A 16,657-nucleotide genomic window follows, 5' to 3' on the forward strand; every position below is an offset into this window, starting at 1 on the left:
CTCAGAGGTCCTTTCCGTACTCGACGCCCGTCACCATGGCGAACATCTCGGTCTTGTCCTTGTCTTCGGGCGAGTTCTCCGAGCTCACCCCGTGGCCGATCTCTTCGACCGGCATGCGGTTCTCGGGCAGCGTGGCCAGCAGCGCGAGGGCCTGGTCGCGACCGTCGCCGTCGAGAGACTCGCGCCAGGTCTTGGCGTTGGCCGGGCTGATCTTGCCCTTGGAGACCGCCTCGGCGATCACCGCGTCGTTGGCCTCACGCACCTGCTGGGCGCGGGCCTCGGCGCCGGCGGTGGCGTCGGCGACCAGCTTGTCGCGAACGTCCTTGTCCATCACGGTCAGACCGAACTTTTCGGCCGCCTTGGTGATGTCCTCGGCGCTCGGCTCAGCGTTGTTGACGACCGTCGTCGGCCGCTCGGCGAGCTTGTTGATCGCCTCTTCGATCGCGCTGTCGTCGGCGTCGGCGTCAAGGCCGAGCTTCTGGAGCGCGCTTTCACTCAGGGCCACGGTGGGCTCCTTTCCTTTCTCGGCCTCGGGCTCGTCACCCTGAGGGGTCCCGTTGTGCGCCTGCGGCTTCCGCGGCGCTGGCGCATGGTCACGCCCGGCATGGTTGAACACGGACAGGTCGAAGCTGTTCTTCGTCCCCGACTTCGCGGCGGTCTTGCGCTTGGGGGCCTTGAGCACGCGATCGGCGATGCCCGCGTCGACTGCCTCCTGCGCCGACCACCACGTCTCGTCGGTGAGCACCTGCAGCCACTCCTCGACGGTGCCGCCGGCCTTCTCGGCGAAGATCGAGGCGATGTTGTTGCCGATCTGATCGAGGCGATCCGCCGTCTTACGCATGTCGTTGGCGTCACCGATCGACAGCACCCACGGCAGGTGGGCCATGATCTCGGCGTTCTCGGCGACGACCAGCTCATCGCTGGCGCCGACGGCGATGAACCCGGCGGCCGATGCAGCGATGCTGTCGACGGTGGTCACCACCTTGGCGTTGTGCTGACGCAGCGTGTTCATGATCGCGACGGCCTCGTAGACGTTTCCGCCGCGGCTGTGCACGTGCAGGTCGATGGTTTCGATGTCGTCGCCGAGCGCCTTGAGCTCGTTGCGGAAGTCGGCCGCGTTGACGCCGAAGAACGGGATGATGTCGTCGTAGATCTCGACCTGTGCGGTCTTGGGATCGTCGGCCTTGTTCTGCACCGAATACCACTGGCGCGGTTCGGCATCCTCGGTCTGGTACCAGTCAGTCACGTTCATCGAACAAGCTCCTCTGCGCGTTTTTGGGATGCTCGCGGCGCTGGCGGGCTCGTGCCGCGGCGTTGCGTGTCTGCGGCGCTGCCGGCGCCTCGGGCGCGCCTTCGGAGTCGCCTTCCGAATCGCGTGCGGTGTCGGGGTCTGCCGAGGGCAGTCCGCTGTTGGAGCGCAGGAACTGCTCAAGCCGGTCGTCGGGGGTGAGTAGTCCAGCCGCGACGAGCATCTGCAGCGCCGCGGCGGCCAGATCCTGGCCGATCTCGTCGAACACCAGCAGGGGGGCCGGCGCGTCGGGGCCGAAATTCCAGTCGATAATGTCCTCGACGATGTGGGCCTGGGCGACGTCGCGCAGATCCTCGGCGGTCGTCTGCACCGAATCGGTGAACGTGGACGCCTGCACGCTGGCCAGTGCGTAACTGCCGCCCTTGCCTTCGAGATTCAGGTAGTGCGCCAGCGCGACGAGGGCCATCTGATGGTCGTGATACTCGATCGCCCGCCGGGGGTCGATTGGGGTGCCGGTCGGCGACATGATGCCGGCCTCTTCGCCCTCGGTCAGCGCGAGACCGGCCGACTCGCCACCGCTGTACGACGAGGCGATGTCGAGCAGCTCGCCCATGCGGCCTTCGTCTTCGGAGTCGGCTTCGTTGCCCTTGATCCACGGAACACCGATGCCGTGGCGTCGGATCGCGGCGGCCTCGATGCGAATCAGCTCGTCCTTGAGCTTCCAGTTCTTGAAAGCCGGTCGCAGGAGACTGTTTCCGGTCCACACGCCCGGGTCCATGTCGTGGGTGTAGACCGCCAGGCGGTCGACCGGGATGGGCTGACCCATGCCGTTCATGCCCATCATCAGCATGCCGGGCGCGGCGAATGTGCCAGGCGGCCACTGCTGAATCGACACCAGACCGCCGTCGCGGTCGACGTTGAAGTACGAGATCGTCGACTGCGGGCGCGGAGCCAGCTTGTGCAGGTAGGCCCACTCCCCCTCGGGACGGTAGATCGTCTCGAACACCGCGTGGCCGTACTGCAGGCATTTCAACGCCTCGCGCAGATGCTGCCGCCACGAGAACCGGCCCTTGGTCCGGCCCGTCGGTACGTCGTCGGAGTCACCCTCGATCGGCAGGCCGAGGCTGCGGGCCACCACCTCAGTGGCGGCGTCGCTCGCGCCGTTCTGCCGGATCCGCCACGTCGTCCGACGGATCGGTAGCTCGATAGCACGCAGCACCGACGAGATCCGCGCCTCTTCGCGCACCATCCGGCTGTACGTCCACACCGAGTTCGGCCACGTCAGCTCCGGGTGGGTCTCGAATTGATCAATCGGAGCGCCCCAGCCGGATAGGCTGCCGGCAATCGGGTTGACGTAGCCCTTCTCGGTGCGAGGAGCGACGGTCTTGGGTGCCACGGCGCTCCTCTCGTCAGAAAGCGGCGGTCATCGGGTCAAAGTCGGGTTTCGGGCGGCGCTTCGGACGGGCTTGCGTCGGTGCGCGTCGGGCACCGGTGCGCGGAGCGACGGTCTTGCGCTTGGGCCTCGTGCCGAACTTGCGAAGTGCCCAGTGCGCCAGCGACACCGCAATGAGCGGACCCGCCACGCCGGCGTCGTCCTCGGCCCAGGCCGCGTCGCCGCCGGGCAGCTCACGCAGCGACGCGCTGATGACCGAGTCGTTGAGGATCTCCTGATCGGCCTGCGACAGCTTCGCGTCCAGGGCGTCGCTCAGGAATCCGTCGCACGCCGCGGCGGCCTCCGGCGCACCGGTCTGCACCGGCTCGATGCCGGCGGCCATCAGCAGCGGCACCAGCACGTTGGCCGGGTTCTTCCGGTCGATCACCAGCGCGACCGGATTCCACTCTGCCACCTTGGCGATCAGGTACTCGGCGATCTGGTGATGCGAGCCCGTGCGCAACGGGCCCACCTCGACGTGCACGCGGCCCTCGGGTGTCATCTGCGCCGAAGCGATCGACCACACCTTGCGGTTGCGCGAACGGTGCACCGCGATGGTGCGCGAGCCGGTCAGCCGCACCGCCGGCCGCCCGTCGGCCCCGCGCGCTGCTTTCATGCTCTCCCAGACGTCTTCGGGAATCGGCGAGCCGATCTCGTCCTCGTCGGGCGGGTAGTCGCCCCAGCCGAGGTAGTCCGCGTCGAAGATCGCCCGCTTGGCCACCGTCTTGGCCTTCGCACGCTTCGAGCGGATCTCACGCTCATTGGTGGCCACGCCGTACGAGGGCTGCGCCAGCGCCCAGGCCTGCGGGTCGTCGCGTGACATGTCCCGCGGCGCGGCGTAGAGCGCGTAGTACAGATCCGGCGCCTGACGGTGGCCCATCCGATGCAGGTCGGCGAGGCTCTGACACTTCGGGTGCGCGTCGGCCACCGGCGGCGTGCTGATATAGATCGTCTGCGGGTTCTTCGCCGCCGACTGCGCACCGGTGAGGTTGTTCTCCTCGTCGGCGTCGACGTCGTAGGCCTCGTCGATGATCAGCAGGTCGATCTCGGTGTAGCCACGACCGAAGTCCTGTGAGCGCGGGCCGAACTCGATCTCCGCACCGTTGAGCAGCCGGATCACGCAGCGGTTGCCGGCCTTCGAGGGCTTCTCGGCCAGCTGCCGCTTAAGCATCGGCACCCGGTTGATCACGGCCACCACGCGCTTGAACACGTCGTAGGCCGTCGACCAACGCTGCGCGGTGTAGATCACACGCTTGGACTGCAGCACGAACATGTGGAACAGGATCAGCAGCACGATCAGCAGCGTCTTGCCCTGCTGGCGCGTCCACTCGATGCACACGTCGCGGTGCGTCCACAGCGAGACCGGCTCCCGGCCTTCGCGTTCGGCGTCCTCGAGTTCCTCGGCCGTCGGCGGCTGCACCGAGAGGATGCCCTGCAGCGAGCGCCACTGCCACGGCATCGGCCGCAGTCCGACATCGAAGCCGAAGCGGCCGCAGCGATCCGCCTGGGTGTGCTCGTCGCCGTCGTGCTTGGACTCGAACTCAGGGAACTGGCGGCCCTTCAGTCGCGGCCACGACCCGACCCACTCGGGCCACTGCGGACGCTCGCGCTTGCGGGTCGGCGGACGCTTCGGAGTCGGGGTGGCCTTCTTGGGCGTCGGCGCCGTGCGCGGCTTAGTACTTCTTGGCCGGGTCGTCGTCGTCATCGGGATCGATCGGCAGGTCGGCGCGCTGCTTGTAGATCTCGGAGAGCAACTGGCGCATCTCGGTGCTGATCTCCTTGCGGCGCTTGATCGGATCGTCGATCATCACGGCGACAACCTGCGGGCCGAGCTTGAGGCTCACCCACTCCTTGAGCTCGCCCGAGGTCAGCCGGCGAAGCTTCTCGTTGATGTCGGCCAGGTCGGCGAGCTGCTCGATCAGTAGCCGCAGCGAGAACGTGTCGCGCTCGTCGCTGAGCTCGTCGAATACGCGCTGACCGGCGGTTTTCGGGGGCGCGGGGGTGGCCTTTTTCGCCGGTGTGCGCTTTGCCGGTTTGCTGGTCGAGTTTGCTGGACGGGCCGCCATCAGGCCGCCCAGCCAGCAAACGGTCGGCTCGAAAAAAAATCCCCTGACGGCCCCCCCGGGTCAGGAACCCCCACCCCCAGCAAACTTTTTGAGGGGGGGTAGCCCTGGCGGCATCGTAGCAGGTCAGCGCGTTGCAGGCGTTCGCTGGTCGTCATTCGTCCACATGCGCCTGCGCGTTTCCCCAGGTCGCGCGCCGCCATCACCAGTCCATCGCCACCGAGTCGGGTTTGCTGGCTGCAGCGGGCAGTTTGCTGGCGTGACCGTCCCGATACCACTGCTTGGCCGCCTGGCCGATGCGCCATGGTCGCTCCTGTCGGCATCGTTCGAGCACCACCGCTTGGCCCGGGTCGATGGTGATGACCTGCGCACCGTGGTCGAGGTAGTGCTGCACCAGCCGTGCGCTGGGTGTGGAGTGGATGACGTACACGTCGTGCTCGTCGGCCAGCGTGAGTGCGGTGTCTATGGCCGCCTGCCGTGCTGCCTTGGTCACGGCCTTGACGTGCACGGGGTGGTCGTGTGGTGCGCCGCCTGCGGGCGTGAGGGCCGAGGCCAGCGCGTCGTAGTCGATGGTGATGTCACCGTGCTGAGCATGCTCACGCACCCAGGTGGACTTGCCCGCCGCAGGTGGGCCGGTGACGAGGTAGAGCGTCACCAGTCCATCGCCAGCTCGGCGTCAGCGTCCACACTAGGCACCGATGCAGCGGCGCCGATACGACCCATATCGCGCATGCGCTGCAGCCACTCTCGCGGGTGGCATCCGATCACCGTGGGTCGCACGTCGTCGTAGCGGCCATCTTGGCGCTGCGAGTTGCAGGTGCCGTGGAGCAGGCGATCGGCAAGCTTTCCGCCGGCCACGCGCGGCACGCTGTGGTCACCGGCGAGCGTCTTACGGTCCCAGTTGCGCAGGCGATCCTTGAACATCGGTAGTCCGCACCACCAGCACAGTGAGCCGTCGATCAGCTTGCGCAGCAGCCGCGCTACGGCCTGCTGGTGCTCCCAGCCGAGACCCTTCTCGGTGGTGGTCTTACGCGCTGCTCGACGGGTCGGCATCTCAGGCCGAGCGATCCTTCACGTTGTGCGTGAACAGGTCGTTCCGTTTGGCTATCGCCGCTGCCTCAGCCTCGGCGAAGGTGTCGAACGAGCCGCCGTAATACTGTCGGCCGAAGTGCCCGACGAAGACCGTCCACTTCTGCAGTGGTGCGCTCCAATAGACCCCACGGGCACCCGATGTGTTATCCGATCGAAGTCCAGAGGGGTTCTCCGCGTTCTGCTTCCACGTTGCAAGGCGTAGATGTGCAGGCCTGACGCACCGCCGCACGTGGCAGATGTGATCCAGAGCAAGCCCGTCGGGGATCGGACCAACCGACCACTCGTACGAGAGTCGGTGAGCAAGTATGCGCTCATCACCAATGGCGAAGTGGCCGTACCCGTCGGTTAGGGCACCTGTCCAGAGCCAACAGGCGTCGGTCTTCTCTACCTTCTCCCAGAACCGCTCGTCGGCTGGCCGCGATTGCGGTCGGATCGGCCGCTGGGCATCGACGCTGCCGTACTTCTTCAGTCGAAGAGCATGCGCCTGGCACAGACCGCGCGCCTTGTGCTTACGTCCACATCCCTCAATCGAGCACGTACGCTTTGCCACAGCCGACCTCCCACGTCGGTCAGGCCCGAGTTTGGTGTTGGTAGCACCCGCTCGGGCCGCTTTCACTTGATGTAAACGCGAACTCGGTAGCCGGTGATCTTCTCCAGCGTCTTGGCCATGGCCAGCGTCAGCGCCTCGCGCACGTCGCTGGGCAGGTTCGCGAAGCCGGCGCCATGGTCGAGCTCGGGCATGTTCGGCGTCGGGTTCCAGTCCTCGACCTCGCCGTCGAACAGCTCCTGGTGGTCGACCTCGACGCGTAGGTGGGCCATCAGTTCTCGACCCTGCTCAGCCGGTACATCTGCCCACCACTGCCGATGAGCGTCGACCGCAGGGTCTCGATGCCGTCGGCGCCAAGGTCGACCTGGTCGTCGATCAGCACGATGTCGGCAGTGAGCCCACGTCCGGCGCCCTGCTTGATGGCGCGTGGCGAGATCAGCGCCACTGGCCTCTTGTCGAAGCCGAGTTCGCATGAGAGTTGCATCGCCCGGGCGATGTTGTGAGCGGCGATGATGGCGCGCACGGCCTCTCGCTTCTCGTGTGACCTGCTCATCGCCTCGCCTTGCAGTCATGCCCCGGCGCGGTCTCGCACGGCACGATGGGCTCGTCGGTGTTGAAGTCGCGGAACATGATCCGGTAGGCGGGTTCGCCGCAGACGGTCCGGCACTGCTTGATCTCGTTGCGCTTGCCCTCGTTGGCGGTGGCCGCCGCGCGCAGATCGGCCATTTCAGCCTTGGGCGTGAACGACTCGTAGCCCAGAGTGTCGGCCAGATGTGAGAGCGCTTCGAGGAAGTGCTTGGCGATGTCGGGGCTGGGCATACCCATGTCCTCGGCCAGCTCCTGGACCATCGCCTCGGGCAGCGTGGCGGTCTGGAACACCGACAGATGCATCGGGAACGGCGGGGTGTCGACGTCGCCTGGGTGTACAAGCGTGGCGAGACCGGGCGCGATGCGCTCGATCGCCTCGGCGTACTGACCAGTCATCGGCCGAGCAACGCGTTCCACAGGCGGCGCCAGTACGACGGCCGCGGTGGCGCCATGCTCGGCAACTGAGGTCGACGACCCGCCAATCCGCTGGCCAGCTTCGCCTCCCACGTTTGCGGTGTGCGCACGGTGCGCGTGTAGGTCACGTACGGACCGGCGTCGACCTTCGCGGCGAGCCGCAGTAGCGCACGGCCGATGCTGTTGCGTGTGGTCACGGTTGCACCTCGGGGTGCGCCACGCGCAGGTGCTCCGCGATGCGCTCGCGGCCCTCGTCTGCGATCTCGGCGCTGACGTTGACGTCGATCGGCGCGCGCTGAGAGAGGCGGCTGACTGTCTCGATTTCGATTTCGACCGGGATCGAGAGCTCGCCCGGGCATAGCGGGCAGTTAACTGAGACGGATACGGGCATGACGGAGCTCCTGGGGGTGAGCAGTTGAGACGACGAACGCCCCGGGCCGAGGGGCTCACGGGGCGTTTTTGGGAATGCGCCGCTACAGAAATCGCGGCAACGATCGTCAGCATATACCACGGATAGTGGCACTGACCGGCGACGACTACCAGATGGCGTGTCATCGCCCCGCCCTCGTCCGCTTGCGCTCACCCCGCGGCAACCGCTTCTGGCTGCGCCGCTGCTCGACGTCGCCCCACTTGTAGAGCGGCTTGTCGTCCTCGCTGTGCCGATTCACCCAGTGGCTCTTGCCATCTGCGGCGAGGTATCCGCGAATCGGAATGACGCCCGTGGCCCGCCAGTCGCGCAGTGTGCGCTCATGGACCCGCCAGCCATCGGGCTGGCGCTTGTTGGTTTCGAGCACCTGGTCCCACGTGATCAGCGCCTTGCGCGCGTCGCTCTGCCCCTGGGCGCGCACGGTGTCGCAGCGGCGCACGGTGCGGCATTTCGGGCATCGCACCTCGATGGCATCCTCGGGGGCCCGCAGCGCGTAGTCGCACGTCCGGCTGCCATCGACCTGAGTGATGCACAGGCCGAGCAGCTCGTAGCGCACCGGGCGGTCGATCGTGCGCTTGATCGCCCGCACCAGCGCGTCGATCTCTGCGCGCCACTGGCCGGCGGCCTCGTCGCACGAGATCGCGTGCACGTTGCACGCCAGCCAGTCAGCCGCCTCGGGCATGGATACCACCCACGGGCTGATGGACGCGCGCCGCCAGCCGGGCATGAGTGGCCCCACCATGTCGGCCGGCACCACGCGGAACGCCCGCATGACGTCGATTCCGCGGTGCTCACACAGATCGCGCACCTGTGTGCTCAGGGTGTTGCGTGCCTGCGCGAGCAGCTGGGACGCGCGGCCCTGCGGTGAGAGCACGGGCTCGTCGGTTTCCTCGCCGGTCTTCTTGTCCCTGACCATCTTTCCGACGTCGGGCAGGTACGGCACGGGCATCTCGTCGCCCTTTTTGCGGTGCCCGCCGTTGGCGTTGAGTTTGGTCAGCTTGAGCACGACATCGGCCAGGTTGTCCAGCAGTCCCGCGGTGGGTCGCCCGTTGACCTCGGGGCCGTGGGCGAGGCTGTGCAGCTGGGCGCGCAGCTCCTCGACGCATCGCGGGCAGATGTAGAGATCCGTTGGGGCCGAACATGATTGGCACTGACTCTGACTCACGAGTTGGCGACCTCCAGGAGCACATCGGCGTGGCAGGGAGACGAGAGTGGGCACCAGCAGGCGAGATCGCGGCCGCGGAGCTTGTCAATGATGAGCGTGGGGTGCATACGGGCGAAGCCGGTGATGAAGCTGCTGTGCGGGTTGGTCAGCCAATCGCGGTAGAGCTCCACGGCGTGGGCCGGACCTGCTACCTCGATCTGCTGGACGATGCCGAAGTATCGACGGTCGGCTATCGCTCCGATGACGAACGGGTTACCGAAGATGGTCGGCCGCCCAACGTAGATCGCGCCCTCGGGCATCCGCCAGCCCTTGGTGCGCTTGCGCTGGATCCGCTGAGGCATCAGTCCGGCCACCTTCCGAGATAGATGGGCGCGTTGTTGTGGCGGGTCGGTGGGTCGGCCCAGTGGGCGGCTTCGAGTTCCCATGTCCAGCTGCGGCCGCGGTAGTCGAGACGCTGGAACATCCGCAGGTGCGCGGTTTCGGTGATGTCGCCGTGCTCATCGGGTGCAGGGACCGCGGTGATGGTGTAGAACCGGTCGCCGATCGTGCGCTTGCCGCCTTCTTTGAGCACGTCGTGGACCCAATCCCGGCCCGCGAGGATCAACGGCGCGGGGTTGTCGACGTCGAAGCTCGGGATGCGTCCGTAGGCACACTCCCAGTAGTGCTCGTGCCCGTTGTGCGGTTCCCATGAGTATTTCGGTACGCCGCAGTCGCAGTCGCCGACGACGACGTGACGGATCTCGACGCTCACACCCGAACCCCCTTCGGCCAGTGCATATCCACCAACGCCTCCACGTGCCGCCTCCTGGGCTCGAAGTGCAGCGGCTCGCCGTACTGCCGCGCCCCGATCTCGGCGAGTGTGAGCGCGTCGGCGATGTCGTCGTTGCGTATCCGCGAGCGCCACGGATGCCAGGTCTCGCGCACGGCCGCAGTGACGGCTTTCTTGTCCGAGTTGCCGTTGCCCGTGGCCCACTTCGCGCGTGACCGGGGGTTGATGACGGCGATTGGAATGCGCCGGGTAGCAAGCGCGCTGTAGAGGCCCCACCACAGCCCTGCCCGGTCGTGCGCGCTGGGCATATTGAGCTGCCAGGCGGGTTCCTCGATGCACACAAGGTCGATGCGCTTCCAATCGGCCGGCACCAGTTCCTCCGGTGTCTGCACGGGTGCGGTGGGTAGCGCGATCGCGTTGATGATGGCGCGGCACTGGCTGACGATCCGGCGTGAGCGGTGCTCGAAGCTCTTGCCCTGCGAGGTGTGGCCGAGCGAGGTCAGTAACACGGGGTGACCGTCGCGCAGGATCGCGATACCCGCTGATGTGAGCGAGGGGTCCAGGCCGACGATGATCACGGCTTCACCACCCGCAAATGCCGATCGGGCTTGTGCTCCTGGGTGTATCGCGGGCAGACCTTGTGATGCTCGCGCAGTGTGTCGAGGACGCGTTCACCGAGCCAGCGGTAGACCACATCCTTGGGCGTGTATCCGTTGGCGCCCTGGGGTCGATCGCCCTCGACCGTGAGCATGCGGCCGCAGTCGTAGTTGCACATGACCTCGAGGTAGATCGCCATCAGAAGCACTCCCCGCTGTGCACCAACCTGCACGCCGTGCACACCTCGTCGGGATCGTCCTCACGCGCGGGCTCGGTCTCGCACGCGACGTGCACCAGGTCGTCGTCGGCGTAGGTGGCCTGCTCGCCGGGTTCGATTCGGTCGTCGCACTCGGCGCAGCGGCCCTGGTACTTCGCCTCGAAGCTCACCGCGCACCGCCCACGTACTCACCAGTCGTCGGGCGAGTGCACCCCACCGCGACGTCGTACGACCCGCACGCGCCGCATTCCCAGCCCCAGTCGGTGTCGACGACCGCACCACGGCGGCACATCGGACACTGGCGGTCGGCAGCGTCGATGAACTCGGCGACGGCGTATTCGAAGGTGGTACACGCGACCCCGAGTGGCCCGCCTGGCGCCGTGAATCCGTCGGGGTAGTCCATGGCCCAGGGGAATCCGGGCGCGTCGGTCTTGTGGATCCGGAACCTGTCGCTCACCGCGCACCACCCCCGCCGAACGCCTCCGTGATCGCGTCCACGTACGACCGCAGCGACAGGTGCTCGTCGATCGCAATGTGGTCCAGGCACACCGCATAGCCGCGCACCACGGTCGCCACGCGGACATCCCGGTGCCCGAGCGCGACGCACACGCAGCAGCGGACGGGGTTGAGCTCGTTGACGTCGAGGCCGTCGAGCATTGAGGCCAGGTTGGGGAACTTCATCGCCGCCCCCACGCACTCCGGCGCAGCCGCCGGCGCCAGCGGGCGTACAGCATCAGGTCGAGGTTCATCAGCAGCCTCCGAGGTGGATCACGCGCGCGGGCAGGGGGATGTCTGGGGTGGTGTGCGGCACCTCGGACTCGACGGTGAACCACTCGCCATAGAGGTCCGCGAGGTGGTGGCTGGCATTGCGCTGCCACGCTTCGCCACCGCGGTCGAGCACCACCGAGCGGTCAGGCAGCGCGATCAGTTCATCGGCGGTGTGGATTCTTGCGCTCGGCTCACCCGCCAGCGCCCCCGCGATCGCCACCAGCGCCGTCGTCTGCGCCGCCTGGTAGCCGCCCTTCGCGAGTTCTTCGGCTGCGCGGTGCGCGAGTGCCCGGGGGTCGGTTTCGGGCTTCTGGGGGCTCATGGGCGGGCCATCCGGTCGATCGCAACGGCTAGCAGGTCGGCGAGGAACGCTACATGCACATCCGGCGGCATCACGGTCCCGTCGTTGAGCTTCGGGTCGGCGAGGAGCCCACTGGCGGTGACGAGATCGACCATTGGGTCCATGCCCGCGCTCTGCGAGCCTGCGCGGTAGAGCTGCACGAGCGTGTCGAGGTTGTCGCGCACCTGGGCGTAGTGCTGGTCAGCCTGCGCGATAGGGTCCGCGTTCACGCGCTCGCTCCCCTCGCCCGCTGCGCCTTGCGCTGCCGGATCCTGTCCAGCTCGGCGCGCATCAGTCCGCGGCCGTGCGCCGACTCGGTCGCGTGGTCGATGTGGTCGCAGACGGTGCCGCCGCGGTAGCCGTCGTCGTCGCAGAGGCCGCAGTTGACGATGACCAACGGGTCGAGGTGGACCGGGTCGTCAGCTTCGTTGAGGTTGACGGTGCCGTCGGGGTTGAGATGCTCAGTCACGGCTCAGGCTCCAATCGTGTTTCGCGCAGCGGCGTGCGTCGCCGTCGTCGGGATACGGGATCTCCCAGCCGTGTTCGTCGCAGGCGTCGCAGTCGGCGATCTCGGCCAGGAACTCGCGTCGGGTCGCTTCGCGTGCTGCGTGCAGCGATCGCTCCAGTGCCTCGGCGGCCTTGCGCGCCTCGGCGCATCGGCCACAGGGCGGCGGGCTTGGGTCGTCGATGTGATCGAGGCAGCGAGGGGGTTGGGGGGCGTTCGGGTCGGACGCGGTGCGCCCTGGTGACGTTCCCCTGTTATGTAACCCCTCTGGAGAAATGGAGCTGGAGAAAGGAGCTGGAGTAGGAGTAGGGCCGGGGTCAGCCGGGGGGTTAACCCCTACCCCACCGCTAAGGGTTAGCGCGGGGGTTAAGTCTGGGGTTAGAGCTGGGGTAAAGCCATTGGTTAGCACCGGGGTTGCCGTGGGGGTAAACGGCGGCAGTTCGGCGGGGTCGATCGCCCTCTGCGACAGCAGGTTCTTGACCGCGTCGCGGTCCCATCCGGCCACATTCGGCTCGCGCTCGCGGATCTTGCGGACCTCGTGAACGATGACGCCGCGCAGGGTCCGGGAGGCGAGATCGGCGCGCGCGTTGGCCATCGAGACGGCCATGTTGGGCTTGCGCCAGATGCCGTCGTGCTTGATCCACGACCGCAGTAGGTACTCCTCGGTGTCGGCGTCGACGATGAGGAACAGCTCGCGGGAGAGCTCGGCTGCGGCGGCCTCTACGGCGGCCCTGGTCCACCCTCGCGCCCGCGTAGCGATTTTGGCGGGCTTCCACTCGCCGCTGCCGCAGTAGGACAGCTGAGGGCTCGTCCAGAGCACGAAGTACAAGTGCTGCGCGAGGGGCGTGAGGTCCATCCACGGCTCGTCGCCCCAGATGTCGAGATTGATCTCGGCGTGGTTCTTGCCGGTTGCCTTGGGCACTACGCCGTCGCCTCCTCGGTGAAATTGAATGCGCCCTGCGAGCTGATAGGCCGGTTGGACCAGATCACCTCGGTGCGGGCCCGGGCAGTCTTGGATTGACCCGTCATGGTGGGGATCTCGAGCCGGTGCCAACCGCGCAGCGCGTCGTCGTAGAGGTCGGACGGGTAGCCGGACAGCAGCACGGATGCGCGGCAGCCCAACAGCTCCCAGACCAGCTCCAGGTGCTCGTCGCGGCTCTTCATCTCGTGCCGGTACGTTCCGCCGCCATCGGTGCGACTGGAGCCGAGGTAGGGCGGATCTACGTAGAGGCAGCAGTCCTGGTAGGCGCCGTACTGCTTGACGATGTCGAGCGCTGGTCGGCATTCGAGGCTGACCTGATGCAGCCGTTCGGCGGCGACCGCCATGCGCTCGACATAGCCGTCGAGGTATCGCGGCATTCCCGATGAGCAGCCCGCCGGGTCGATGTAGCTGCGCCAGCCCGTCTTACGGAGTGTGCCGCCGCGGCCCTGGGCGATCTGCACCCAGATCAGGCGGGCCCGTTCGACGTCGTCGAGGTCGTCGAGGTCGGCCTCCCGCGCGGCGGAGTACTCCGCCCGGGAGTGCGGCGTGAGCGCGCAGACGCGGGCCAGCTCGTCGGGCTTGTCGCGGAGTACTCGCCAGAACGTCATCAGCAGACCGTCGAGGTCGTTGACCGTTTCCATGCGGCTCGGCTTCTTCGCGAGCAGGACCGCGAGCGACCCGGCGAACGGTTCGATGTAGTGCTCGTGCGCCGGCAGCAGCGCGGCGATCTTCGCGGCCAGCCGCGTCTTCCCGCCGTAGTAGGCCATTGGTGGGGCCGTCACGCGCTGACCTCCTCGCGCATCGGCGCCGGCGTTCCGGCGCAGTGGATCTCATGGCACTCGGCACACCGCGGCCGCCCCGCCGAGTACGGCACCGCGCCGCAGTCGACGCACAGGCCCTGGCGGTAGCGGGCGTGGCGCGTCTCGGTGTCAGGCATCGCCCACCTCCGCGTCGCTCAGCACAGGAACCGAGGTGAGGCCCGATGGCGGCGCAACGACGACGAATGCGGCACCTTCGTCAACCCCCCACACGGTCACCGCGCCGCGCCACTCCAGCCACACGCGGCCCTCGTCGTCAACAATCTCGCGGAATCCCTGACGCTCACTCCTAAGCCGCTTTCGGATGTCGCTCACGCGCAGGCTGAGTCGGTTGGCGCGGTGTGCACCCCGGCGGAAGTGCTCGCGGATCACGAGACCCTCCCCTGCATCGCGTACGCCGCCGCCGTCTCGCGGTCGCGAGCGTCGATCTCGGCCTGGGTGATGCGGTGGCCGCCGGGGTTGTGGCGCAGGAGCGGCCCGCAGGCGGCCACACAGCCGTCGCAGACGTCGCCCCACGCGCCGACGGGGGTATGGCAGCCGGGGAGGGCGCAAGAGGGCAGGGCGAGCTGACTCACGACGCCGCCTCGAAGAGATCGAGCTGCACGGGTTCCTCGCGCGCGTTGAGCCCCAGCGCTTTCGCGAGCAGGACTCGCTCGGTGATGCGCATCCGCAGCCAGTCAGCGTGGCGCTGATTCTCCTCGGCTTCGGTCGGGTGGTGCCGATCGCCGTACACCGGGTCGCCCTGGTTGCGGCGACGACATTCCTCGGCTCTACCACAGAGGCACCAGTCCCGGCCCTGCCAAGCATGCTGCTGCCGCTGCAGGGCGAGTTCTTCGAGCTCACCACGGACGCCGGAGGGCAGTGCGCGGGCGTAGGCGTTGATCTGCGCGGCGGTCACGGTGACACGCGGCTCGTCGGCGAAGCTCGGACTGACGATCTTGCTGCCCCGCGTCTGAAAGCTTGTCATCCACCCGGGCGCACCGGGGATCGGCTGTAGCCGGGACCCGCCCCACTGCGATTGCATCAGGTGGTTCACGCCGCCGGGGCCGATGAGCGCGTCGACGATCTGCCAGCCGCCCATCGTCATCAGTAGCCAACGTTGATCGTGGGTGAGCGTCACGACGCCACCTCCTGGTCGACCACCTGCACGATGTGCCCGTGCTTGAGCTCGTGCATGTCGATGGCCTGCTGCAGCACGCGGCCGGTGAGGGTGTAGGTCCGCGTGCAGTCAACGCAGCGGGCGGTGACCTCGGTGGACTTCGAGTGCGGGATCCGCGGTGCGGGCGGCTCGGGCGCGGGTGTGACTTTCGGCGGAATCTGTTTCGCGGGAATGTCACTCGCGGATGCAACATTCGGTGTGGAATTTCTACCGTCTTTGTTGCAATCGGCGGGTGTGGGCTGGTTGCCGATGCACGCGGTGGCTGTCGGTGAGCACCGCCACCGACCACTCTTCGCATCTCCGATGGGCACGTAGCGGCGCGTGCCGACGCGACCGCAGATCTCGCACGTCTTCGGGTCGCTGACCTGATGCCTCGACTCCTGTTGCTCAGCCAGCTCCCGGATGAGCCGGCGCACCTTCTCGCCCGCGTTGTCGTCGGCGTCGAGCAGGTGCGGTTGCATGGCGGGCGCGACCCATCGGCGGATGAAGTCGTTGAACGCTCGCTCGGCCGCGGTGGTCACCTCAGTGACCTCCGCTCCTCGATCCCGTTGTCATGCGTGACCAGCTCAACGCCGGTCGACATGACGAACAGCAGCGTGATGGCGTCGACGCAATCACCGCGGTTGAAGTAGCTCTCGGTCGACTTCGCCAGCGGCTCGTGGTTGCCGGTGCGCTTGGCCACCCAGCGGAAGGGCTGGAAGCGGTCGAGGTAGCGGCGGTACTTGGCCTCGAGGTCGTGCACATCGGTGGCGCGGATGTACTCGCCGAACTCTTCGAGAGTGTCCGGCTCGTCCTCGATCAGCTCGACGACGATCTTGGGGGCGTTCATGCCGCCCTCGCGATCGCGTCGATCCGGTCGGGGCGGTATCCGTCCCAGGATTGCTCGGCGCCGTCGATCGAGACGCACACGACCGGGGCGGTGGTGAAACCGAGTTCGATTGCGGCGGCGGTGTTGTCCTCGTCGAGGGGTTGCTCGGTGTAGGCGATACCACGCTTCTCCAGGTGGCGCTTCGTCTGCGTGCAGGCCATGCACGACGGGCCGTTGGTGTAGACGGTGACAATGGCCCTAGCCGAAGGCGACATGCTCACCCGCCTCGATCGCGGCTTCTAGGCCGTCGATGAACTGGCGTAACCGTCCACCTAGGTAACCGTTGTCCGCGGTCAGGCGCTCATATTCGGGCTCCAGCTCGACGAGCCGGTCCCGAAGCCGCGGCAGGTATCCGCGTCTCAGTTCGCCGCCGCAGTCGGAGTGCACGATGAGGTAGAGCACGTCGTCCTGCTTGGGAGTACCGTAGACGTCGCCATCCTGCTGCCAGACGGGTTTCTGCTTGCGCCAGCGGCCCTGCAAGTTATCTGGCGTGTAGATGCTCCAGTCGATGTCCTCGGTGAGCTGACCGTGGTCGTAGCGGTCAGGGTCGTCGATGACGCGGTAAGGCAATCCGGCAGCGCGGCCGACCATCTGGCGGAACTCGCGGAACCCGCTGTACGCGCCGCGCCAGCAGTTGTGGGTGGTGTCGAGACCCAT

At 67.3% G+C, this 16,657-nt stretch carries 33 protein-coding genes; all 33 read right to left on the reverse strand.

Annotated elements, in window-relative coordinates:
- Position 1: 1 nt before the first annotated feature.
- A complete protein-coding gene (locus ASJ79_RS13395; protein ID WP_067955880.1) occupies positions 2-1,252 on the reverse strand; it encodes a head maturation protease, ClpP-related in 1,251 nt (416 codons plus the stop codon).
- The gene (locus ASJ79_RS13400) at positions 1,239-2,645 is read right to left on the reverse strand and encodes a hypothetical protein (RefSeq protein ID WP_067955883.1); all 1,407 of its coding nucleotides are present in this window, start codon (positions 2,643-2,645) and stop codon (positions 1,239-1,241) included. Before ASJ79_RS13400 ends, ASJ79_RS13395 begins: the two co-directional genes overlap by 14 nt.
- 13 nt (positions 2,646-2,658) lie before the next feature.
- Positions 2,659-4,386 (reverse strand): terminase large subunit, encoded by a 1,728-nt coding sequence (locus tag ASJ79_RS13405; protein WP_156448420.1) that lies wholly within the window; start codon positions 4,384-4,386, stop codon positions 2,659-2,661.
- Entirely contained in the window at positions 4,355-4,747 is a 393-nt protein-coding gene (locus ASJ79_RS13410; RefSeq protein WP_067955885.1) for a hypothetical protein, read from the reverse strand. Before ASJ79_RS13410 ends, ASJ79_RS13405 begins: the two co-directional genes overlap by 32 nt.
- A 199-nt stretch (positions 4,748-4,946) precedes the next feature.
- Positions 4,947-5,399, reverse strand: coding sequence for an AAA family ATPase (locus ASJ79_RS13415; RefSeq protein WP_067955887.1), 453 nt, complete (start codon positions 5,397-5,399; stop codon positions 4,947-4,949).
- Positions 5,396-5,797 carry a hypothetical protein gene (locus ASJ79_RS13420; RefSeq protein ID WP_067955889.1) on the reverse strand — a complete coding sequence of 134 codons (402 nt, stop codon included), beginning with the start codon at positions 5,795-5,797 and terminating at the stop codon, positions 5,396-5,398. The genes ASJ79_RS13415 and ASJ79_RS13420 overlap by 4 nt, the downstream gene beginning before the upstream one ends.
- A gap of 1 nt (position 5,798) precedes the next feature.
- Entirely contained in the window at positions 5,799-6,386 is a 588-nt protein-coding gene (locus ASJ79_RS30985) for an HNH endonuclease signature motif containing protein (protein WP_156448421.1), read from the reverse strand.
- A gap of 62 nt (positions 6,387-6,448) precedes the next feature.
- Entirely contained in the window at positions 6,449-6,655 is a 207-nt protein-coding gene (locus tag ASJ79_RS13425; RefSeq protein WP_067955891.1) for a hypothetical protein, read from the reverse strand.
- Positions 6,655-6,936, reverse strand: a complete 282-nt coding sequence (locus ASJ79_RS13430) for a hypothetical protein (protein WP_156448422.1) — start codon at positions 6,934-6,936, stop codon at positions 6,655-6,657. Before ASJ79_RS13430 ends, ASJ79_RS13425 begins: the two co-directional genes overlap by 1 nt.
- Positions 6,933-7,367 carry a hypothetical protein gene (locus tag ASJ79_RS13435; RefSeq protein ID WP_067955896.1) on the reverse strand — a complete coding sequence of 145 codons (435 nt, stop codon included), beginning with the start codon at positions 7,365-7,367 and terminating at the stop codon, positions 6,933-6,935. Before ASJ79_RS13435 ends, ASJ79_RS13430 begins: the two co-directional genes overlap by 4 nt.
- The gene (locus ASJ79_RS13440) at positions 7,364-7,582 is read right to left on the reverse strand and encodes a hypothetical protein (protein ID WP_067955899.1); all 219 of its coding nucleotides are present in this window, start codon (positions 7,580-7,582) and stop codon (positions 7,364-7,366) included. Before ASJ79_RS13440 ends, ASJ79_RS13435 begins: the two co-directional genes overlap by 4 nt.
- Positions 7,579-7,776, reverse strand: a complete 198-nt coding sequence (locus ASJ79_RS13445; protein WP_067955900.1) for a hypothetical protein — start codon at positions 7,774-7,776, stop codon at positions 7,579-7,581. The genes ASJ79_RS13440 and ASJ79_RS13445 overlap by 4 nt, the downstream gene beginning before the upstream one ends.
- 160 nt (positions 7,777-7,936) lie before the next feature.
- Positions 7,937-8,977 (reverse strand): hypothetical protein, encoded by a 1,041-nt coding sequence (locus tag ASJ79_RS13450; RefSeq protein WP_067955902.1) that lies wholly within the window; start codon positions 8,975-8,977, stop codon positions 7,937-7,939.
- The gene (locus tag ASJ79_RS13455; RefSeq protein WP_067955981.1) at positions 8,974-9,318 is read right to left on the reverse strand and encodes a DUF4326 domain-containing protein; all 345 of its coding nucleotides are present in this window, start codon (positions 9,316-9,318) and stop codon (positions 8,974-8,976) included. The genes ASJ79_RS13450 and ASJ79_RS13455 overlap by 4 nt, the downstream gene beginning before the upstream one ends.
- On the reverse strand, positions 9,318-9,728 hold the full coding sequence (locus ASJ79_RS13460; RefSeq protein WP_067955904.1) for a hypothetical protein: 411 nt from the start codon (positions 9,726-9,728) through the stop codon (positions 9,318-9,320). Before ASJ79_RS13460 ends, ASJ79_RS13455 begins: the two co-directional genes overlap by 1 nt.
- Positions 9,725-10,324: a hypothetical protein gene (locus ASJ79_RS13465; RefSeq protein WP_067955906.1), complete on the reverse strand. Its 600-nt coding sequence runs from the start codon at positions 10,322-10,324 to the stop codon at positions 9,725-9,727. Before ASJ79_RS13465 ends, ASJ79_RS13460 begins: the two co-directional genes overlap by 4 nt.
- Positions 10,321-10,542 (reverse strand): hypothetical protein, encoded by a 222-nt coding sequence (locus tag ASJ79_RS13470; RefSeq protein WP_067955908.1) that lies wholly within the window; start codon positions 10,540-10,542, stop codon positions 10,321-10,323. Before ASJ79_RS13470 ends, ASJ79_RS13465 begins: the two co-directional genes overlap by 4 nt.
- Entirely contained in the window at positions 10,542-10,730 is a 189-nt protein-coding gene (locus tag ASJ79_RS13475) for a hypothetical protein (protein WP_067955910.1), read from the reverse strand. Before ASJ79_RS13475 ends, ASJ79_RS13470 begins: the two co-directional genes overlap by 1 nt.
- Complete coding sequence (locus ASJ79_RS13480; protein ID WP_067955912.1) at positions 10,727-11,017, reverse strand: hypothetical protein; 291 nt, start codon at positions 11,015-11,017, stop codon at positions 10,727-10,729. Before ASJ79_RS13480 ends, ASJ79_RS13475 begins: the two co-directional genes overlap by 4 nt.
- Positions 11,014-11,241, reverse strand: a complete 228-nt coding sequence (locus tag ASJ79_RS13485) for a hypothetical protein (protein ID WP_067955914.1) — start codon at positions 11,239-11,241, stop codon at positions 11,014-11,016. The genes ASJ79_RS13480 and ASJ79_RS13485 overlap by 4 nt, the downstream gene beginning before the upstream one ends.
- A 67-nt stretch (positions 11,242-11,308) precedes the next feature.
- Positions 11,309-11,650 (reverse strand): hypothetical protein, encoded by a 342-nt coding sequence (locus tag ASJ79_RS13490; RefSeq protein ID WP_067955916.1) that lies wholly within the window; start codon positions 11,648-11,650, stop codon positions 11,309-11,311.
- Positions 11,647-11,898 carry a hypothetical protein gene (locus tag ASJ79_RS13495; RefSeq protein WP_067955919.1) on the reverse strand — a complete coding sequence of 84 codons (252 nt, stop codon included), beginning with the start codon at positions 11,896-11,898 and terminating at the stop codon, positions 11,647-11,649. Before ASJ79_RS13495 ends, ASJ79_RS13490 begins: the two co-directional genes overlap by 4 nt.
- Positions 11,895-12,137, reverse strand: a complete 243-nt coding sequence (locus ASJ79_RS13500; protein ID WP_067955921.1) for a hypothetical protein — start codon at positions 12,135-12,137, stop codon at positions 11,895-11,897. The genes ASJ79_RS13495 and ASJ79_RS13500 overlap by 4 nt, the downstream gene beginning before the upstream one ends.
- A complete protein-coding gene (locus ASJ79_RS13505; RefSeq protein ID WP_067955923.1) occupies positions 12,130-13,095 on the reverse strand; it encodes a hypothetical protein in 966 nt (321 codons plus the stop codon). The genes ASJ79_RS13500 and ASJ79_RS13505 overlap by 8 nt, the downstream gene beginning before the upstream one ends.
- Positions 13,095-13,937 carry a DNA adenine methylase gene (locus tag ASJ79_RS13510; protein WP_231750840.1) on the reverse strand — a complete coding sequence of 281 codons (843 nt, stop codon included), beginning with the start codon at positions 13,935-13,937 and terminating at the stop codon, positions 13,095-13,097. The genes ASJ79_RS13505 and ASJ79_RS13510 overlap by 1 nt, the downstream gene beginning before the upstream one ends.
- Positions 13,934-14,092, reverse strand: coding sequence for a hypothetical protein (locus tag ASJ79_RS32215; protein ID WP_156448423.1), 159 nt, complete (start codon positions 14,090-14,092; stop codon positions 13,934-13,936). Before ASJ79_RS32215 ends, ASJ79_RS13510 begins: the two co-directional genes overlap by 4 nt.
- A complete protein-coding gene (locus ASJ79_RS13515) occupies positions 14,085-14,345 on the reverse strand; it encodes a hypothetical protein (RefSeq protein WP_156448424.1) in 261 nt (86 codons plus the stop codon). The genes ASJ79_RS32215 and ASJ79_RS13515 overlap by 8 nt, the downstream gene beginning before the upstream one ends.
- A complete protein-coding gene (locus tag ASJ79_RS13520; protein ID WP_067955928.1) occupies positions 14,342-14,548 on the reverse strand; it encodes a hypothetical protein in 207 nt (68 codons plus the stop codon). The genes ASJ79_RS13515 and ASJ79_RS13520 overlap by 4 nt, the downstream gene beginning before the upstream one ends.
- Positions 14,545-15,093 (reverse strand): hypothetical protein, encoded by a 549-nt coding sequence (locus ASJ79_RS13525; protein ID WP_067955930.1) that lies wholly within the window; start codon positions 15,091-15,093, stop codon positions 14,545-14,547. Before ASJ79_RS13525 ends, ASJ79_RS13520 begins: the two co-directional genes overlap by 4 nt.
- Positions 15,090-15,653 carry a hypothetical protein gene (locus ASJ79_RS13530; RefSeq protein ID WP_067955932.1) on the reverse strand — a complete coding sequence of 188 codons (564 nt, stop codon included), beginning with the start codon at positions 15,651-15,653 and terminating at the stop codon, positions 15,090-15,092. Before ASJ79_RS13530 ends, ASJ79_RS13525 begins: the two co-directional genes overlap by 4 nt.
- A complete protein-coding gene (locus ASJ79_RS13535) occupies positions 15,650-15,961 on the reverse strand; it encodes a hypothetical protein (protein WP_067955934.1) in 312 nt (103 codons plus the stop codon). The genes ASJ79_RS13530 and ASJ79_RS13535 overlap by 4 nt, the downstream gene beginning before the upstream one ends.
- Complete coding sequence (locus ASJ79_RS13540; protein WP_067955936.1) at positions 15,958-16,215, reverse strand: glutaredoxin domain-containing protein; 258 nt, start codon at positions 16,213-16,215, stop codon at positions 15,958-15,960. Before ASJ79_RS13540 ends, ASJ79_RS13535 begins: the two co-directional genes overlap by 4 nt.
- Positions 16,199-16,657, reverse strand: a complete 459-nt coding sequence (locus ASJ79_RS13545) for a hypothetical protein (RefSeq protein ID WP_067955938.1) — start codon at positions 16,655-16,657, stop codon at positions 16,199-16,201. Before ASJ79_RS13545 ends, ASJ79_RS13540 begins: the two co-directional genes overlap by 17 nt.

This window comes from Mycobacterium sp. NAZ190054, assembly GCF_001545925.1.
GTDB lineage: Bacteria > Actinomycetota > Actinomycetes > Mycobacteriales > Mycobacteriaceae > Mycobacterium.

Bases quoted from the DNA above. Each gene is read 5' to 3' on its own strand.
- ASJ79_RS13395 (WP_067955880.1), bottom strand. From the start codon at position 1,252: ATGAACGTGACTGACTGGTACCAGACCGAGGATGCCGAACCGCGCCAG.
- ASJ79_RS13405 (WP_156448420.1), bottom strand. From the start codon at position 4,386: ATGACGACGACGACCCGGCCAAGAAGTACTAAGCCGCGCACGGCGCCG.
- ASJ79_RS13410 (WP_067955885.1), bottom strand. From the start codon at position 4,747: ATGGCGGCCCGTCCAGCAAACTCGACCAGCAAACCGGCAAAGCGCACA.
- ASJ79_RS13420 (WP_067955889.1), bottom strand. From the start codon at position 5,797: ATGCCGACCCGTCGAGCAGCGCGTAAGACCACCACCGAGAAGGGTCTC.
- ASJ79_RS13425 (WP_067955891.1), bottom strand. From the start codon at position 6,655: ATGGCCCACCTACGCGTCGAGGTCGACCACCAGGAGCTGTTCGACGGC.
- ASJ79_RS13430 (WP_156448422.1), bottom strand. From the start codon at position 6,936: ATGAGCAGGTCACACGAGAAGCGAGAGGCCGTGCGCGCCATCATCGCC.
- ASJ79_RS13435 (WP_067955896.1), bottom strand. From the start codon at position 7,367: ATGACTGGTCAGTACGCCGAGGCGATCGAGCGCATCGCGCCCGGTCTC.
- ASJ79_RS13445 (WP_067955900.1), bottom strand. From the start codon at position 7,776: ATGCCCGTATCCGTCTCAGTTAACTGCCCGCTATGCCCGGGCGAGCTC.
- ASJ79_RS13455 (WP_067955981.1), bottom strand. From the start codon at position 9,318: ATGCCTCAGCGGATCCAGCGCAAGCGCACCAAGGGCTGGCGGATGCCC.
- ASJ79_RS13470 (WP_067955908.1), bottom strand. From the start codon at position 10,542: ATGGCGATCTACCTCGAGGTCATGTGCAACTACGACTGCGGCCGCATG.
- ASJ79_RS13485 (WP_067955914.1), bottom strand. From the start codon at position 11,241: ATGAAGTTCCCCAACCTGGCCTCAATGCTCGACGGCCTCGACGTCAAC.
- ASJ79_RS13490 (WP_067955916.1), bottom strand. From the start codon at position 11,650: ATGAGCCCCCAGAAGCCCGAAACCGACCCCCGGGCACTCGCGCACCGC.
- ASJ79_RS32215 (WP_156448423.1), bottom strand. From the start codon at position 14,092: ATGCCTGACACCGAGACGCGCCACGCCCGCTACCGCCAGGGCCTGTGC.
- ASJ79_RS13535 (WP_067955934.1), bottom strand. From the start codon at position 15,961: ATGAACGCCCCCAAGATCGTCGTCGAGCTGATCGAGGACGAGCCGGAC.
- ASJ79_RS13540 (WP_067955936.1), bottom strand. From the start codon at position 16,215: ATGTCGCCTTCGGCTAGGGCCATTGTCACCGTCTACACCAACGGCCCG.
- ASJ79_RS13545 (WP_067955938.1), bottom strand. From the start codon at position 16,657: ATGGGTCTCGACACCACCCACAACTGCTGGCGCGGCGCGTACAGCGGG.